1 protein-coding gene (only partly in view) is annotated in these 19,971 nt (G+C 71.2%); it reads right to left on the reverse strand.

Features of this window, described 5'->3' with window-relative positions; genetic code table 11:
• Nucleotides 1-19,971, reverse strand: the 3' portion of a protein-coding gene (locus J2X36_RS22955) for an LEPR-XLL domain-containing protein (protein ID WP_310354154.1). 22,680 nt of this gene lie beyond the right edge of the window; only the last 19,971 of its 42,651 coding nucleotides appear in the window; its start codon lies beyond the right edge, outside the window — the gene reads right to left on this strand; it ends in the stop codon at nucleotides 1-3.

Consider the following 19,971-nt stretch of genomic DNA (forward strand, 5'->3'; position numbering starts at 1 on the left):
TTACGGAACGTGCCGCGTGGGGTCGCCGGTGCGATGGGTGAGGAACAGGATCTCCTCCGCCTCCCGCGCCTGCTCGACCAGGTTGCCCTTCCCCTCGTCGAACAGCCAGGTCCGGTAGCGCGGCCGGCTCGCACCGGCCTCGTCGCTGCTGACCCGCAGCACGATGTCCCCACCCTGGATCGAGCGGATCACATCCTGCGCCAGCACCGGGCGGTGCGCGATCCCCGAGATCAGAGATGCCCGCGCACCCAGCGCCTGCGCCCGCAGCGTGTCGGCGGTCACCGCGCCGAGGGTGGGCAGGCTGATCCCGGCGTCGAAGCGCCAGAACAGCTTGCCCTTGCGCGACCCGATCCCGCTGAGGCCCCCGCCGTCCGTCACCGTGTCGCCGCCCGTGCCCAGGCCGGTCCACAGGCCCGCGCCCGCCGGCCAGCCCGCCCACGCCGCGTAGGGGTACGCCGCGCCGTAGGGGTAGGCCGCGCCGTAGGGATACGCCGCACCGTAGGAGTAGGGCGCGCCGAAGCCGCCCTCCGACCGTACCGGCACGATCTGTCCCGTCACGGCGGCCGCGTGCCAGGGATTGGCCACCGGCAGCGCCGTCAGCGCGTTCAGGTAGGACGGGAGCGGCGCGAGGTAGCCAGCTCCGCTCCGAGCGCCCGCCCAGCCCCAGGTGCCCGCCAAGCCCCAGGTGCCCGCCAAGCCCCAGGCGCCCGCCCAGCCCCAGGTGCCGCTCCAGCCGGCCGGCCAGCCCCACGGCCGCTCCGGCCCCTGCGGCGCGAGGTAGCTCGCCGCGTAGCCCATCAGCGCAGGCCCGCCCCAGCGGCCGGCGAACGGCACGCCGTAGCCGAAGTTCAGGCTATAGGCCGGCGCTCCCGCCGTGCTCAGCGTGCCGACGCTCCAGGCCGCGCGCGACGGGCTGAAGACGCCATCGGCCAGACCGATATCGTCGGGCAGCAGCGCCGTCAGCGCGCCGGAGCCGACCAAGCGACCGGCCGCGTCGAGGGCGGGAACCAGCGTGGCGCTGGTGGCGAAGATCCGGTTGTCGCCGGCGCCACCCGCGATCGTGTCGCGGCCGAGGGTCGCCGTGCCGAAGCCGGATGCGCCCGCAAGCCCCGTCTCCCAGCCGAGCCCCCAACCCGAGGCCCAGCCCACGCTCGCAGCCGACCAGCCCGTAGCGCCCCAGCCCCAGCCGTAACCGTAGCCGTAGCCGTAGCCGTAGCCGTAGCCTGGCCAACCCCAGCCGTAGCCTGTGCCCCAACCGGTTCCCCCGTCGAAGCCAGCCAGGAGCCGAGCCTGCACCTGCGCCCGCTCGAGCGCCAAGCCCGCCGGACCCGCGGTGCCGCCCCAGCCCGACCCGGCCGCCACTTGGATGAGCGCCGTGTCGCCGACGAGCAGATCGTCGCCCGTCCCCCCCGCGATCCGGTCGTTGCCGAGTTCCAGGCTCCAGCCCGCGGATGCGCCGGCAACCATCCAGCCCAGCGTCGCCGTCAGCGGGTCGATCGGGTGCGCCTTGGCAAGGTGCCCGCTCAGCGTCGCCGCCTGCTCCATCCACAGCCGGCTCAGATCCGCCTCGACCGCGAAAGCCTCGCCCGCCCGCGCCGGATCCCAGCTCGCCAGCGTGCGGCCCGCACCCGCCTGCAGGAGCACCAGCGTGTCGCCCACCACGACGTCGCCATCCGCGCCCCCATCGATCGTGTCGTTGCCGATCACGACCTGATGGCTCGGCCGGAACCGCTCCGGCAGACCGGCGAGGCTTCCGCCGGGCAGCGACAGGGTCTCCAGTGTCGCGGCCACCTGCGCCTGCGCGAAGCGGGCGGTCGCGGCGAGATCGGCCACCACGACCTGCACATCGTCCAGGAAGCCGTTCAGCGCGCGCGCCGCCGCCAGTGACGCGTCCCGCAGCGGGCCCGTCCCGGCCACGATGACCCGGCCGGCATCGCCCACGATGAGGTCGTTGCCGGAACCGCCGGTGATCGTGTCGTTGCCCAGGCTGATCCGCCCGGCCGACGGCCGTCCGAGGCCCGCATTCATCATGTCGGTGCCGCGGCTCAGGACGTCGAAGGCTCCCAGCAGATCCCGGAGGCTTCCCGAGACGGCGTCGATGCGCGCGTTGAGCGTGGCGTAGGTGGTCACGTCGAGCGCGTAGGTCTCGCCGCTGTCGCCATAGATCGTGTCGTTGCCCGCTCCTCCGTCGATCGTGTCGTTGCCGGCCAGGACCCCGTTCACGTTGAACAGGCTCGGCACCAGCGAGGCGTAGACGGTGAAGCCGTTGCCATCCGTGCGCCGGATCGATCCCGAACCGGCGATGTCGGCCGCCGCTGCGGCCATGGCCGGGTAGACCTCGATCCGCGGCGCGCCGGAGGCCAGCAGCGACGGAACCAGATTGGCCGCCGGAACCACCACGGCCCCGCCCAGCGGCAGTGCCAGATCGATGCCCGCGGCCGCCCCGATCAGGCGCACCGCGTTCACGATGCCGGGCTGGTCGGAGACCGTCTCGGCCAGGTTCGAGGCGCGGTCGCCGTAGATCAGGTCGTCACCCTCGCCGCCGCTCAGGGTGTCGTTGCCGCGCTGGCCGAACAGGACGTCGTTGCCCGCCCCGCCCGCGATCACGTCGTCGTCGGCCGCCGCCAGCGAGACCGCCAGCACGCCCGTGTTCCAGGCACCCGTGTCGCCGTGCAGCAACCGCGCGCCCGAGCCGTCCGTACCGCCCACCGCCAGCAGGAGGTCGGCCGAGGTCAGAATGTCAGCCAGGCCCGGCCGCTCCGCCCGGGTCCGGGAATCGATGCCGATGTTGGCGGTGACCGTGCCGATCTCCTCCAGCACCACGTCCCGGTGCCAAGTGCCGTCCGTGTTGAGGATCGGCGCGCCGTCCGAGCCGTAGGCCCGCACGATCCGTCCCTCGTCGCCGAGCAGCAGGTCGGCGCCCGCCCCGCCGTCGATCGTGTCGCGGCCGAGGCCGCCCACGATCTCGTCCGAGCCGTCCCCGCCCGAGATCCGGTCATCGCCGATCTGGCCGAACAGGCGGTCGTCGCCCGCATCCCCGTTGAGCGTGTCGTTCCCGCCCACGAAGTCGATCAGGTCGAAGCGCAGCACGTCGCGCAGCACCGTGTCGGCGAAGGATCCGGGGTTCATCTGCCACGTCACGGCCTTCACGTCGTCCACGCGCACGGCGCGGGTGATCACGCCGTTGTCGCCCAGCACCACGTCCGCGCCGTCGCCGCCGGAGATCGTGTCGCTCCCGTCCGCCCCGCCCAGCACGTTATGACCGCCCGTGAGGTCGTCGTCGCCCGCCCCGCCGAAGAGGACGTCGTCGCCCTGCTGCCCGTACAGGAAGTCGTCGCCCGCCCCGCCTTCGAGCCGGTCGTTGCCGCCGCCGTCACCGGAGGCGGTGAAGAGCGAGACGGCCCGCTGGTTCACCGGGAGGGCCCGGTCGTAGAGCATGTGGTCGCCGAACAGGACGTCGTGCCCGTCGCCGCCGAGGATCACGTCGGCACCCGTGCCGCCGGCCGCGTAGTCGTTGCCGGCCCCCGCCTCGATCGTGTCGTCGCCGCCCACGAGCGGGTCGGTCGAGCGCAGGCGCCGCAGGACGGAGCGGATACCCACCACGTCGAGATCCGCGCGGCCGTTGTCGCCGAGGATCATGTCGGCACCCGCGCCCGTGACGATGCGGTCGGCCCCGACCCCGCCGAGGACGAGATTGTCGCCGTCACCCGCCGTGATCGTGTCGTCTCCGCCCGCATTCGGATTGATGGTCTCGAGCACGGCGAGCAGGCCGCTCGTGTAGAGCGCCCGACCGTGATCGCCCAGGATCGCGTCGGCACCCCCGCCTGTGATGATCGTGTCGCCGCCGAGCCCGCCCAGGACGAGGTTGGCGCCCGCGCCCGCGACGATCACGTCGCCGCCGCCCGAGGTCGCGTCGAGGGTGACGGCCGAAGCGATCACGCCCTCCGCGAACAGGACCTCGCCGCTGTCGCCGAGGACGAGATCGTCGCCGGCGCCCGTGCCGATCCGGTCGGCACCGGCGCCACCGAGGACGAGATTGTCGCCCTCCCCGGCCTCGATCCGGTCGTCGCCGCCGATCGCGGTATCGGTCGAGGCGACCTGGGCCAGCCGGCCCTGGCCGTCGTAGCGAACGAGCCCGCTATCGCCCAGCACCACGTCACGGCCGCTGCCGACCGTGATCGTGTCCGCATCCGCGCCGCCGAGCACGACGTTGTCGCCCTCGCCGCCCTGGATCGTGTCCTTGCCGCCGATCGCCGCATCGAGGCTGCGCAGCAGCACCAAGCGGTCGGCCTCGAACGTGGCCTCGCCGTTATCGCCGAGGATCAGGTCGGCTCCGAGCCCGGTGGTGATCGTGTCGGTGCCCGCGCCGCCGAACACCACGTTCGCGCCGTGACCGGCCTCGATCGTGTCGCCACCGCCGATCGCCGAGTCGGTCGTGGTGATGCGGCTGTAGCGTCCGAAGGCATCGAAGCGCAGTTCGCCGTTGTCGCCGAGGACCGCATCGCGGCCCGCGCCCGTGACGATGGTGTCGGCATCCGTGCCGCCGAGCACCACGTTGTCGCCCGAACCCGCCCGGATCTCGTCCGACCCGCCGATCGCCGGAGAGGTCGTGCGGACAAGGACCGGGACCAGAGCCGAGAGCGTCACCGCCCCGTTGTCGCCCAGCACGAGGTCCGAGCCCGAGCCCGTCGTGATCTGGTCCGAACCGAACCCGCCCAGCACCACGCTGCCGCCGTCGCCCACCACGATCACGTCGCGGCCGCCCACGTCCGGTGCCGTCGAGGTGATCTCGGTGGCGCGCACCTGCGCGTCGAGGTCGACCGTGCCGTTGTCGCCGAGCACCGCCGAGCGGCCCTGGCCCAGCGTGATCGTGTCGGCGCCCGAGCCGCCCATGACGAGGCCGTTGCCGTTGCCCAGGGTGATCCGGTCGTCGCCCGCGACCTCGACGTCCGAGGTCTCGGCATGGACCGGGTTGCCGCTCGCGAACCGCACGAGGCCGGCATCACCCAGCACCACGGCATCGCCCGTCAGGCCCTCGACCGTGTCGGAGCCGGCTCCGCCGAGCACCAGCTTGCGGCCGTGGCCGAGCTTGATCACGTCGGCGTCGCCGATGCGGGCATCGAGCGTCTGGGCGAGGGTGATGATGCCTGCCGCGAAGTCGATCTGGCCGCTGTCGCCGAGCACGATCTTGGCGCCGTCGCCCGCCGTGACGCTGTCGGCGCCGAAGCCGGCCACGACCACGTCCGTGCCGTCGCCGGCCCGGATCGCGTCGTTGCCGCCCACCGACGTGTCCGTCGACAGGACCTGCGCGATCCGGCCCGCCGCGTCGTAGCCGACCCGGCCGTGATCGCCGAGGATCACGTCCGCGCCGGAGCCCGTGGTCACCGTGTCTCCGGCCGCGCCCGCGATCACGACGTTGTCGCCGTCGCCGAGGTCGATCGTGTCGGCATCGCCCGTCTCGACGTCCGTCGAGCGCACGAGGATGCGCTTGCCGTCCGTCTGGAAGGTCGCGAGACCGCTGTCGCCGAGCGCCACGTCGGCGCCCGAGCCCGCCCGGATCTCGTCGCGGCCGGTGCCGCCGATGATCGTGTTGTCGCCGTCGCCGGCCAGGATCGTGTCGTCGTCGCCGCGGGTCGGGTCGAGGGAGGCGATCCGCGTCAGGCGGCCGCCGGAGAAGCTCGCCTCGCCGTGATCGCCCAGGATCACGTCCGCGCCGGACCCCGTGGTGATCGCGTCGCGACCGGCGCCGCCCAGCACGATGTTCGCCCCGTCGCCGGCCTTGATGACGTCGCCCGAGCCGATGCGCTCGTCGGTCGTGTAGACCTCGTGGACGAGGCCGGCCTCGAACCGGATGACGCCGTTGTCGCCGAGCACGATGTCGGCGCCGGAGCCCGAGGTCAGCGCATCCGCCCCGACCCCGCCGATGACGAGGTTGTCGCCGTTCCCCGCGTCGATCCGATCGTTGCCGCCGTCGTTCGGGTCGGTCGAGGCGAACTCGACGCGCACGCCGGCTTCGAACAGCGCGTAGCCGTCGTCGCCGAGCACCACGTCGCTGCCGCCGAGAGCCGTCACGGTGTCGGCCCCCGTGCCCGCGATGACGACGTTGTCGCCGCCGCCGACATCGATCTCGTCGTCACCGCCGAAGCCCGGATCGAGGCTCTCGGCCCGCTTCACGCGGCCCTGCGCGTCGAACGTGACGTTGCCGTCGTCGCCGAACACGATGTCGGAATCGGCATCGGCCTTGCCCGCGTCGATCGTGTCGGAGCCGAGGCCGCCGAGCACCACGTCGGCACCCGCGCCCGTCACGATGCGGTCGCGCGCGCCGCCGTTGCGGTCGCTGGTGATGCGGGCCCGCACGCCGAGTTCGAACAGGGCGAGCCCGTTGTCGCCGAGCACCACGTCGGCGCCAGCCCCCGTGGTGATGGTGTCGTTGCCCGAGCCGCCGATGACGAGGTTGTCGCCGTCGCCCGTATCGATCGTGTCGTTGCCGCCGACGGCCGTGTCGGTCGAGGCGAACTCGACGCGCACGCCCGCGGAGAAGACCGCGTAGCCGGCATCGCCGATCACCACGTCGGATCCGCCGAGCGCGGTGACCGCGTCGTCGCCGGTGCCGGCGATGACGACGTTGTCGCCGCCGCCGACCCGGATGATGTCGTCTCCGCCGAATGTCGGGTCGAGGCTCTCGGCCCGCTTCACGCGGCCCTGCGCGTCGAACGTGACGTGACCGTCGTCACCGAACACGATGTCGGCGTCGGTGTCGGTCGCCCCCGCGTCGATCGCGTCCGCCCCCAGGCCGCCGATCACGAGGTCGGCGCCCGCGCCGGTGTCGATCGTGTCGCCCGCGCCGCCGTTGCGGTCGCTGATCGCCTCGAGACGGATTCCGCCCGTGAAGGTCACCGCGCCGTTGTCGCCGAACACCACGTCGGCGCCCTCGCCCGAGACGATCCGGTCGGAACCCGCGCCGCCGAGCACGATGTTGTTGCCGGCGCCCACGTCGATCTGGTCGTCGCCGCCGAGCGTCGGGTCGATCGTCTCGGCGAGGCTGACCCGGCCGAGGACGTCGAAGGTGATGTGGGCGTCGTCGCCGAAGACGATGTCGTCGTCGGTGTCCGCCTTGCCCGCGTCGATCGTGTCGGCGCCGAGGCCGCCGACGACGAGGTCAGCGCCGGACCCCGTCACGATGGTGTCGCGCCCGCCGCCGCCGGCGCGCTCGCTCAGAGCCTCCGCGCGGATGGCGTCCACGAAATCGACAGCGCCGTTGTCTCCGAAGACCACGTCCGCGCCGATGCCGGTGGTGATGCGGTCGCTGCCCGAGCCGCCGAGCACCACGTTGGCGCCGTCGCCCGCGCGGATCACGTCGTCGCCCGCCACGCCCTCGTTCTTGGTGGTGATGCGGGTGAGAATTCCGAGCGTGAAGCTCGCCTGGCCGTCGTCGCCGACGATCACGTCGGCGCCCGATCCCGTGGTGATGTCGTCGCCGCCGACGCCGCCGAGCACGATGTTGGCGCCCTCGCCCGCCTCGATCAGATCGGCGAGGCCGAGGCTCGAATCGAGGGTCTCGATGAAGGTGAGGACACCGTTGAGGAACACGGCGTTGCCGTTGTCGCCGACGATCACGTCCGAGCCGGAGCCCGTGCGGATCTCGTCGGCTCCGACACCGCCGATCACGACGCTGCCGCCATTGCCCAGCGTGATCAGGTCGCGCCCGCCCGAGGTCGGGGCGGTCGTCACCGCCTGCGAGGCACGGCCTGCCCCGTCGAAGTCGGCCCGGCCGTTGTCGCCGAGCACGACGCTGCGGCCGTTCCCGGCCCGGATCGTATCGAGGCCCGAGCCGCCGAGGACGACGCTGTCGCCGTTGCCGAGCGTGATCGTGTCGTCGCCCGCGACGTTGTCGTAGGTCGTCTCGACGAGGATCGGCAGGCCGGTCGAGGTGAGCTTGGCATGGCCGGCATCGCCGATCACCACATCCGCGCCGTCGCCCGCCGTGATCAGATCGCCGCCGGCACCGCCGACGACGACGTTGCGGCCCTTGCCGAGACGGATCGTGTCCCGGTCGCCGACCTCGGGGCTGATGCTCGCGATCTCGACGATGAGGCCGGCCTCGAAGTCGGCCTGGCCGGAATCGCCCATCACGACGTTGGTGCCGTCGCCGATGGTGATGGCATCGAAGCCGGTGCCGCCGAGCACGACGTTGTCGCCGTTGCCGATGGTGATCGTGTCGTCGCCGCCGATCGTGGTGTCGGTGGAGATGGCACGCCGGATCTTGCCCGCCGGGTCGAAGGTGACGATGCCGTTGTCGCCGAGCACCACGGCGCCCTGGTCGGCGCCGGTGATGGTGTCGCCGGCGGCACCGCCGAGCACGACGTTGGTGCCCGAGCCGAAGCTGATCTGGTCGGCCCCGCCGATGCTCGGAGCGGTCGTGGCGATGCGCAGGAGAAGGCTCGTCGTGGTGGCGCCGGCGGCCGTCACGGTGAAGTCGGCCTCGCCCGAATCGCCGAGGATGACGTGGTTGCCCGCCCCCGTGGTGATCCGGTCCGCGCCCGCGCCCCCGATGATGGTGTCGTCGCCGTCCTTGCCCTCGATGACGTCGTCGCCGCCGATCTCCGGCGTGATCGACTCGACCCGCTGGGCGCGGCCGTTGCGGAACGTGGCCCGGCCGGAATCGCCCAGGATGACGTGGTTGCCCGCGCCGACCGTGATCGCGTCGGCCCCGGCGCCGCCCAGGATGGTGACGTCGCCATCCTTCGCCGTGATCGTGTCGTTGCCGCCGATATCGGTGGCCACCGAGACGATGTTGGCGATGACGCCGCCCGTGAACTCGGCCTTGCCCGAATCGCCGAGCACGACCTGCGTGCCCCGGCCGAGGGTGATCGTGTCGCCGCCCGCGCCGCCGATGGCGGTGACGTTGCCGTCCGCGGCCGTGATCGTGTCGGCGCCCCCGATGCCGGGATCGATGCTCTCGATCGTCGTGAGCACGCCCGCGGAGAAGAGCGCCTGGCCGCTGTCGCCCAGGATGACGTGATTGCCCGCACCGACCGTGATCACGTCGGCCCCGGCGCCGCCGAGGATCGTGGTGTCGCCGTCCTTGGCCTCGATCGTGTCGTTGCCGCCGATGCTCGTCGCGACCGAGGTGATGCTGTCGATGAGCCCGTTCGTGAAGGCGGCCGATCCGGAATCGCCGAGCACGACCTGACGGCCCTTGCCGAGCTTGATCGTGTCGCCGCCCGCGCCGCCAATGGCGGTCACGTTGCCGTCCGCGGCGGTGATCGTGTCGGCCCCGCCGATGCCGGGATCGATGCTCTCGATCGTCGCGAGCTTGCCGGCCGCGAAGAGCGCCTTGCCGTTGTCGCCGAGGATAACGTGGTTGCCCGCGCCCACCGTGATCCGGTCGGCGCCGAAGCCGCCGATGATCGTGGTGTCGCCGTCCTTCGCCTCGATGAGGTCGTCGCCGCCGACGCTCGTCGCGACTGAGGTGATGCTGTCGATCACGCCGTTCGTGAAGGCGGCCGAACCGGAATCGCCGAGCACGACCTGACGGCCCTTGCCGAGCTTGATCGTGTCGCCGCCCGCTCCGCCGATGGCGGTCACGTTGCCGTCCGCGGCGGTGATCGTGTCGCCACCCCCGATGCCGGGATCGATGCTCTCGATCGTCGCGAGCTTGCCGGCCGCGAAGAGCGCCTTGCCGTTGTCGCCGAGGATAACGTGGTTGCCCACGCCCACCGTGATCCGGTCGGCGCCGAAGCCGCCGATGATCGTGGTGTCGCCGTCCTTGGCCTCGATGACGTCGTCGCCGCCGATATCGGTCGCGATCGAGGTCACGGTCGCGATCTGACCGGTCGTGAAGGTGGCCGAGCCGGAATCGCCCAGCACCACCTGCGTGCCCGCGCCGAGAGTGATCGTGTCGGCGCCCGCACCGCCGATCACGGTGACGTTGCCGTCCTTCGCCGTGATCGTGTCGCCGCCCCCGATGGCGGCCTCGTCGTCCGCCGTCTTGATGGCGGTGAGCACCGGCACGGCGACGCCGGCGACCATGCGGGTGCCGGGCACGAAGCTCGCCTCGCCCGTGTCGCCGAGGATTACCTGCGTGCCCGCGCCGACGGTGATGCCGTCCCGGCCCGCGCCGCCGATCACGGTCGTGTTGCCGTCCGCGGCCGTGATCGTGTCGTCGCCGCCGGTCGCGCCCGCGATGCTCTTGAGGCTCGTCAGGACGCCGTCCGTGAACAGGGCCTCGCCGTTGTCGCCCAGGATGACGTGGTTGCCCGCGCCCGCCGTGATCGTGTCCGAGCCGAAGCCGCCGACGATGATGTTGTCGCCGTCGATGGCCGAGATCAGGTCGCTCCCGCCGACGCCCGTATGGGTCGAGACGACGCGACTGACGACGTGGTTGCCCTCGAGCGCGATCTGCGCGGTGGCCGAGCCGTCCTGATGGATCTGGCCGTGATCGCCCAGGATGATGTTCGAGCCGCCCTTGGCGTCGATCGTGTCGGTGCCGGCCGCCCGGGCCTCGCCGACAAACGGATCGGCGATCGTGACGAGGCGCTTCACGTCGTCGAGGTTGAAGCTCGAATCGCCGACGATGATGTCGGCCGCCGGACCGCCCGTGATCGTGTCGTTGCCGGTGCCGCCCGCGATGATGTTGCGGCCCGTTCCGCCGATCAGCATGTCGTTGCCGGCGCCGCCGTCGATGATGACGAGGCCGGTGGCGCCCGAGGCGTCGATCCAATCGTTCAGGCTGACGGGTTTTCCATCCCGGTCGGTCGCGCCCTCGTCGAGGAAGCCGAAGGCGCGGCCGGTCGGGTTCGTCGGGCTCGAATCGTAGCGGCTGCGGTCGGCGCTGGTGTCGCCGAACAGGGCCAGCGTGCCCTGCGAGCCGGTCACCGTGAGGGTGTCGGCCCCGCCGCCGCCGTGGATCGCCGTGAGCGTCGCGAGCGCCGTGCCCGTCACCGTGACGCTGTCGGCGCCGGAGCCGAGCAGCAGCTCGACCGAGCGCATGTCGCGGTAGGTCACGCCGCCCTCGAAGGTGCGGGCGGGGTTGCTGCCGCTGGCGGCCGCGGTGATGTCGTTCCGCGACATCCCGAACCCGTCGATGTGGTCGGCGCTCACCGTGCCCGAGACGCCCACGAGCGTCGTGTCGTTGTAGAGCGTGACCTTGTCGAAATCCGGCAGGCCGTCGTCGACGATCTCGCGCTTCACGACCGGGTTCGTCTCGCCCGGCAGCACGATCGCCGGGGTGAGCGAGCGGCTCTCGGGGCCGACGCCGCCCTCGAGGACCAGCGGGCCCTCGATGCGGCTGAGATCGTGCGGCTGGCGCGAGAAGGTCTTGACGTCGGAGGTCGTCTGCGACGCGGAGGGGTTCCGCTTCACGGTGATGCGGATGGGCTGGTCGTAATTCGTGGCGTCGAAGGTGACGGTGGCCGGGTTCGAGCCGCTCGCCGCCGTGAAGCGCGGATCGCTGCTCGACGTGAGGGTCTGGCCGTCGCCGACGAGGCTGACGGTGACGGGCTTCGTCGGCGCCGTCGTCAGGACCATGTCGTAGAAGGAATCCTGGGACGGGGTCACGGCGACGCCGCCCGCGGCAGGCGTCACGACGACGCCCGCGGTGTTCCCGTCGGTCACCTGCACGCGCACGGTCGGCGTGCCGACCAGGGCGGCCTGGAAGAAGCCCTCCGGTCCGTTGGCGCCCCCGACGTGGCTCGTCACCACGTGGGTGATGTCGGCCACGAAGCGGTTCTCGGCCTTGGTGTCGGCGGGCGAGGAGACCTGCACGGTCTGCGCCTGGTTCCAGTTGGCCGCCGTGAAGGTGAGGTAGGCCCGGCCGTCCGCGTCCTTGGGCAGGGCGATGCCGTTGGCGTCGGCGAAGGCGATCTCGGTGCTCGACACGTTGAGCGTGACGCGCACCTCCTCGGTGGGCAGCGGCTGGTTGTTGAGGACGACGGTGTAGCTGTCCCTCTGCTGCGGCTTGTCGCCTTCGAGCACGGCGGTGCCGCCGTCGCTCTCGGTGATGATGAGGCCCGGCTTGTCGTCGTCGATCACCGTGACGAGGGCATTGCGCAGGAAGGTGCCGTTGACCTCGCTGTTGGTGCTGATCACCGAGTGGCCGATCGCCACGCGCTGGTCGCCCTCGAGGGCCGTATCGGACTTGGCGCGGACGTAGACGGTCCGCTCGGCGCTCCAGACGTAGCCGCTCCCGCTCTGAACCGCCGTGAAGGTCAGGGTCAGCATGTCGGACCACGTGGTGCCGTCGGCCGAGATCTCGACCGTGCCGGCATTGCCGGCGAGCGCCCGCGACTGCGAGGAGGCCTGCGCGGCCGAGACCGTGATCACGGCCTTGTCGCCGGCCCGCAACGCCGTCGATTTCGGCGTGGGCGGCACGACCTGATAGGTGCCGACCCGGCTGCCGGGCGCGTTCGCCGCCGTGACCGCGCTGTCCTCGCGCAGCGTCAGGCCGGGGCCGTCGCTGACGGCGCCCGCATCCGCGGCCGAGACCGAGGCGTTGATGCCCTGCACGAACAGGCCGTCGAAGCGCGCATCCTCGCTCTTCACCGTGTGGTTGATGACGGCCGAGTTGCCCTTGGCGTCGCGGGCGACCACCTCGCCGCTCACGTCGCCGGCCACGTTGAACGTGTCGCTGCCGAGGCCGCCGATGAGCGTGGTGACCACGCCCGCGGGCGTCGAGAGCACGTAGAAGGTGTCGTCGCCCTCCAGGCCGTCGACCTCGATCGCCTGGACGTTCGCGAAGCGGATCGACAGGCCCGCCCCGTAGATGCCGTCACTGGTGACGACGAAGGTGTCGGCGAACTCGGTGCCGAGGGCGACGATCTTGTTGAACCCGGAGCCGCCGTCGATGTCGAGCGGCGCGTTGATGTTGTACTCGATCTTGTCGTCGCCGGAGCCGGCGTTGAGCTTGATCTTGTTCTCCTTGGCGACCGCGAAGGCGCGCACGATGAAGGTGTCGTCGCCGTCCTCGCCCTCGAGGCGCAGGTCCGCCTTGTTCGAGTAGATCTGGAAGGTGTCGTTGCCGACGCCGCCGTAGATCACGGTCGGGATCGAGATGCCCGGCGACAGGTAGCCTCCGAAGGAGAGCTGCGTCGTCGCGAAGGCATCCTCGGCGAGCAGCCCGTTCGCGATGTCGCGGGGCGAGCCGAAGACCTGGCCCACCTGGAAGTAATCGTCGCCGGCGCCGCCGTCGATCGTCATCAGGGCGGCGTTGTCGTCCATCGTGAAGCGGTCGTTGCCGGCGCCGCCCTCGACGATGACGCGCCCGTTGACGCTCATGTCGTAGTTGATCCGCTCGACGGCGGTGTTCGTGTAGGTGCCGTCGGCTTCCGGGTGGACGAGGGCTACGAAGTTGCGTCGCATCAGGAACTGGTCGTTCCCGGTCGTGCCGAGGATCGTCAGGCTGTCGACGCCGCGGTCCGGATCGCCCGTGTCGTGCACGTTGATGCGATAGAGCGAGGCGCCGTTCACCTGGACGCTGATCGTGTCGGTGTCCTGGCCGCCGTCGATGTCGAGCGTGTCCGTACGGCCCGCATGGGCGCTGGTCAGCGAGGGCAGGCGGTCGACGACGATCGTGTCGGCGCCGTCCTCGCCGAAGACGGACGTGTTCCCGGCGATCGAGACGAGGGCCATGTCGAGGCGGTCGTCGCCCGCGCCGAGACGGATCTCGGTCGTGGCCGATTGCATCCGTCCGCGCAGGGCGAAGCGGTCGCGCCCGCCGAGGCTCGTCAGAGCGAGGGTGGTCCCGGCGATGGTGGTGCCGAGGAGCGTCAGGGCGTTGTCGCCCGCGCCGAGGCTCAGGCTGAGCCTGTCGCCGGTGCTGCTGAGGGTCGCGGTCCGGAGAACGGCGCCGCCGCTCTCCACGGCGTCGGTCACGCTGTCGTTGCCGGTGCCGGTGGTGAGGCTGAAGGCACCGCTCGCGACGTGGCTGCCGGCGAGCGCGACGCGGTTCGCGCCGTCGCCGAGATTGATCGCGATCGAGCCCGCCGTGACGTCGGCGGAATCCGTCACGGTGGATCCCACGATGCGCGCGTCGGTGAGCACGTCGGCCCCCGCGCCCGCGGTCAGGCTGTAGGCGTTCGTGACGCGGTACCGGCCGGCCAGCGTCGCGCGGTTGGCGCCCTCGCCGAGCCCGATCGTCACCGAATCCGCCTGGACGTCGGCCCGCGAGGCGACAACGCCGACCACGCGCAAGTCGGTGAGCGCATCGTCGCCCGCCGTGCCGGTGATCGCGAAGCCGTTCGTGATCCGGTAGGTGCCGGTCAGCGTCAGCTCGTTGTTGCCCGCGCCCGCCGTGATCTCCATCGAGCCGGCATTGTAGCTGCCCTGCAGGTCGATGACGTCGCGGGCGGCGCCCGCACGAATGGCGAGCAGGCCGGCGACGTCGTAGCTGCCGGACAGGGTGATCGTGTTCGAGCCCTCGCCCGCGTCGAGGAGGAACGAGCCGGCCTTGATGCCGCCCGCAAGCGTGATCGCGTCGTCGCCGCTGCCCGTCTTGAGGGTCATGGCGCGCGAGACGTCGTATCTGCCCGTGAGATTCGGGGCGTTCACGCCGTCGCCGAGGTCGATCGTCAGGTCCGCGGCCGTGACGTCGGCGCGGCTCGTGATGCCCGCCACATTCCGCGAGTCGGTCAGGATGTCCGCGCCCGAGCCGCTCGTGATCGTGAAGCCGTTCGTGATCCGATAGGTGCCGGTCAGCGTCAGGTCGTTGTTGCCCGCGCCCGCCGTGATCTCCATCGAGCCGGCATTGTAGCTGCCCTGCAGGTCGACGATGTCCCTGCCCGCGCCGCTGCGGAGCGCGATGGCGCCGGCCGCATTGTAGGTGCCGCCGAGGGTCAGCGTGTTGTCGCCCTCGCGAACGTCCACCGCGAGGCTGTCGACGGTGTAGGTGCCGCCGAGCGTCACGGCATCGTTGCCCGCATCCGCGGCGAGGCTCATCGCCCCCGTGGCGTAGGTGCCCGCGTCCGCGAGCGTGACGGTGTTGTTGCCGCCCTTGGCATCGATGGTGAGGCTGCCGCTGCGGGTGAGCGTGCCCTCGGTCGTGCCGGCCGCCGTGCCATCGCTGGTGATGGTGCGCGTGCCGGTGCGGAACGTGCCGTCGAGACGGACCGTGTCGCCGCTGTTGCCGCCCTCGATCCGGATCGAGGCGCCGACGAAAGTGCCCTTCAGGTCGATCGTCGTGCCCGTGTTGTCGGGCGTTCCGGCGGCGCTGAAATCGCCGCGCAGCGTGATGGCGCCCCAAGCCTTGATCACGGCGCCGGCCTCGACGGTGAGGTCGTCGCCCGCATTGAGGGTGACGGAGCCGGCGGTCGAGAAGATCGTCACGCCGGACTTCACCGTCAGGTTGTCGCCCGTCGTGTTCGTCTCGCCCGCCTGCTCCACGATGTCGCCGGCCGAGATGATGTCCTTGTCGATCGTGAGCGGGCTCGACGTGCGCAGGCCGATCCGGCCCGCCGCCTGGAGGCCGGTGGCGGCGGTGGTGACGCCGCCGACGCGCAGGCCGCCGATGTTCCAGAGCCAGATGTCGCCCGAGATGGCGCGGCCCTCGAGGCCGCCGTAGCGGTCTCCGTCGAGGCTGCGCATGTTGGCGACGATGCGTTTGCTCTCGCTGCCGATGTTGCCTGAGGCGATCAGGTAGGCCTTGCCGGAGCTCAGGTTCGAGGTGCCCCCGGTCGTCTCGTTGTAGTCGGTCGCCCCGTTCAGGATGTCGCCCGCCTGCGCGGTGATGAAGGCCGTGCGGGTGTCCGCCGTGCCGACCGTGGCGAGGTAGAGGGCGCCCAGGGTCTCCACCGCGTAGATGTTGCTGAGGCCGGCGCTGAGGGTGACGGTGCCGTTCGTGGTTCCCGCGGCATTGCTGTTGAACTCGAAGGCATCGGCGGCGGTGCCGATCCCGTCGAGGGCCCGCAGCGTCACGGAGCGGGCGGTGACGTTGGCGCCCGGGTTGCCGCGGGCGGCCGCGGCGGCGTCGATGCCCGATTCGATGTCGCGCGGGTCGGTCAGGTCGCCCGCGTCGAGGATCGAGGCGTTGGCGCGCAGCACCACGTCGCCCTGGGTCGCGATGGCCAGCACCTTCATGCTGGTCTCGGTCTCGGTCAGCACCACGTCGCCGGTCGCGCTCGCGCGGACCGATCCGGTGAGCTTCATCTCGATGGCGTCGGTCTTCGAGCCGATCGAGCCCGTCGCCCTCAGGGTGACGCTGCTCGCAACGATCTTGTTCGTGTCGGTGCCGACGCCGTCGAGGATGCTGCCGGACACCGCGACGAGGGTCACGCTGCCGCCCTGCGAGTAGGCGGATTCGAGGTTCAGGTCGCCCGAGCGCTCGGTGACGTAGACGTCCTGCGCCGTGCGGACGGTGAGGGCGCCCGCGCCCTGCAGGTCGATGCCGATCGCCTTCTGCGCGCTGCCGACGGCGCCGTCGCCGCCCTCCAGCACGATGTCGCCGCCCTTGACGTTGGTCGCCGTCGTGGCGCCGCCGTTGACGAGGCCGCCGGTCGACTTGAGGCGGATCTCCTTGCCGCCCGTCGACTCGACCTTTCCGACCGTGACCACGCCGGGCGCGTTGATGAAGATCTGGCCGCCCGCGGTGACCTCGAGGGTCCCGGCGCTCTGCAGGACCATCGCCTTGCGCTTCTGGATGAGCAGCGTGGTGATCTTCGAGAACGGATTGTTCGGGTCGGTCGCCGACTGGAACAGGATGACGCTGCGCTGGCTCTCGGTGCTGAGGACCGGCCCGTCGAAGACGAGGGTGGAGGCGCTCGCGGAGCGGATCGTGTAGCCCGTGGTCGCATTGGTGGCGTTGAGGGTCTTCACCCCGAACGTGCCCGCGACGCCGATCTTCATCCCGTCCGCGAAGCCGTCCTGCAGGAAGCTGCCGGTGGCGCGGGTGATCACCGAGACGCCGCTCGCGCCGGTCGAGCGGACGCCGACGTTCACGGCCTTGCCGGCCTCGGCCACGAAGAGCTGGCCAACCTCGAGCCGGATCACGGAGCCGCTCACCGAGGCGATGCGGTAGACGCTGGTCGCGGCGGCGCTGGTGTTGGCCGTCTCGCCCGCGATGTAGAGCGTGTCGCCCACCGCGTAGGCGGCGCCCCAGCCCTGCCCGTCGGCGCGCGTCAGCAGGCCCTGGTTGGCCGCCGTGTCGTTGGAGAAGGTGACGGTGAGGGCGGTGGGCGCCGCCTTCAGCCGGTCGAAGGAGACGTCGGCCGTCGCGCGCGGCGCCTCGCCGGTCACCGCGACGCTGACGCCGAAGCTGAGGCCCCGCGCGGCCCCGCCCGTGAAGGCGTTGTCGACGGTGAGCACGTTGCCGGACCGGCCGGTGATCTTGAACACCGTCGTCGTCTCGGCCGACGCGTTCGCGGTCAGGCCGCCGATGTAGAGGGTGCCGCCCTGCGTGAAGATGCCGGCGTCCCAGGTCCTGCCGTCGGTGCGGATGACGGAGTTGCCCGAGAAGATCACGTCGGCCGTCACCGGCGCGCTCGTCAGGAAGACGATGTCGCTGCGCTCGGCCACGCCGAGGTCGATCTGCTGGTCCGGCGTCAGCGGCGCCTTCGTGCTGAGATCGACCAGCGTCGTGTCGCTGACCGAGCCGACGTTGCGCGCCGTCTCGATCGTGATGGTGCGGCCCTTGATGATCGGGTCCTGCTTGTCGACGATCGTGCTCGTCGTCTCCTTCAGGAGGCCCTGGCCGACGGCGTTCAGCAGTTCGTCCTGCGTCCAGCGCTTGATCCCGCCGTTGATCGCGTCGGCGGTCGCCTGGTCGATGAAGAAGTGCGGGTTGGCCTGCTGGCTCGCCGTCAGCACCTTGCCCGTGCCGGCGGCCGGCAACGCGTTGAACAAGCGGTCGAGGGCCGCGTACTGCGCGGTGAGCGCGACGGAGCGGGCCGCGACCTTCGCGTTGACCGCATCGGTGATCGTCGCCGAGGTGGCGTTCTCGGCCTGGGCCTCGGCCCGGGACTTGGCCACGGCGTCGGTGAGGGCCTGGCCCGCGAGGCGCGGGCTGAACGCGGCGTTGTAGACCGCCGGGTCGACCTGCTGGTTCCGGTAGCTCCAGTAGGTCTCGTAGGCCGCCTTGTCCGCATCCGCGACGAGGCTCGCATCGTAGGTGTTGCCGAGGCTGCCGAAGCGGGCATCGAGGGCCGCATACGCGCTCTTCAGCGCGGCCTCGGCCGCAGCGACCTTGGTGGAGGTGGCATTGCGCAGGGCCGCCTCGCCGAGCGACTGAGCCAAGCCGTCCTTCGCGAGCTGTGCCCGGAGCGCAGCGAGCTCCGTGCCGGTGATCCGCACGGTGCCGCCGACATCCGCCGCGCGGTAGGCATCGAAGATCGCGAAGGCGGACGGGAGCTTCTCGATGTAATGGTCGCCGAAGCTCGCGAAGATCGCCTTGAGAGCGGTGTACTCGGCCGGGAGGCCAGCCCGCACGGCCGCGATCTTGCCCTCGACATAGGTGTCGAGCGCCGCGCCGGTCAGGGTCTTCCCCGTGTCGTCGGCGGCGAATTGCGCGCGCAGGGCAGAGGCCTGCTGGCCGCTCAGCGTGGGCACGTTCGCGACAAGGGAGTCGCGAAGCTCCCAGTAGCGCGCATACTGCGCTCCGAAATCGGTGATCTTCGCGAGATCGAGGCTGCCGAACGTCAACTTGAGGTTGTTGTAGTCGGCGGTCCTGGAGGCTTCGAGGCGCGCGACCTGATCGTCGACGGACTTCGTGAGCGGATCGTTGGCGATCGCCGTCGTGCGCGTGGCGTCCGAGACGACGTCCGTGATGATCTGCATGCGGCGGGCGGCCAGCTCGTCACCCGTCAGCTTGGCTTGGCCGGCCGAGACCCGCTCCGCGTTGATAAGGATCAACGCGGCATCGACGTGAGCGGTGATCGCGTCACCCACGAGGGCGGTCCCGCGAACTGCGGCATCGATCGCCGCGCGCTCGGCTGCGGAGACCGGCACGGCGTAGGCGGCCGAGTAGGCGCCGCCCTGCTGGGTCCGGTAGGCCCAGTAGGTCGCGTAGGCCGCGTCGAGATCGGCGTAGTAGACATCGCCGAGCCCGCCGTACTGGCCGTGCAGCGTGTGGTATTGCAGCGTGCGCGTCGCCTCGGTCGCAGCAACCGCGTCGTTGACGTATGTCGTCACCTCGGTGTCGGAGATCGAGCGGCCCGCCTTGGCGGCCTCGTCGCGCGCCTGAGCCTCGAACATCGACCGGAAATAGGCGAGCTCGCCGTTGGCCGCGTTCAGCCTGACCTGGAAGGCGGCGTCGTAGACGGCCGGGTTCGGCTGCTGGTTCCGGTAGGCCCAGTAGGCGTTGTAGTCGCGCTCGCGGGTGTTCTCGTAGGCGTCGAGCGTCGCCTGGAACTTCCGGTTGGCATCGTCCGTGGTCAGGGCGAGGTCCTTCCAGACGCCGCCGATGAGTTCATCCGCCTTGCGCTGGTCGCGCACGACCACGTTGTTCACGTTGAGCAGGCTGCCCGTGCCGACCTTGATGTAGACGTCGCCGTTCGCCGTGAGGCTGTTGAGGCGCAGGTCCCCCGCGATCTCGCGGATGCCGACGTTGCCGGCCGCGGTGATGTCGGTCTTGTCACGGGCCGTGTTGCCGCTGTCGAGCTTGATCGGCGCAGCCGCCGAGCCGAGGCGCCCGCCCGCGCTCAGGCTGAGCGAACCGCCCGCGATCACGCCCTCTCCGGCGATCGTGATGCCGCCGGAAGTCACGAGCTTGACGTCGTAGCCGTTGCCCGCCGCGATCCGATCGACGCCGAGTTCGGTGTCGAGCGTGCGCACGTTGAGGTTGATGTTGCCGTTGCCCGTCGTGGCCTTGAGGCTGTTGCCCGCGCCCGAGAGCGAGACGTTCAGGGCCCGGTCGGTCGCGCCGGTTCCATTGCCGACGCCGATGCCCGAGACAGCCTGCAGCTCGACACGCGTGCCGGTGACGGCGGTGGTGGAGCCGAGATGCTCGATCGAGCTGCCCGACTTGATGATCGTGGTGCCGTTGTC

The sequence above is a fragment of the Methylobacterium sp. BE186 genome, from assembly GCF_031457035.1.
Classification (GTDB): Bacteria; Pseudomonadota; Alphaproteobacteria; order Rhizobiales; family Beijerinckiaceae; genus Methylobacterium; species Methylobacterium segetis.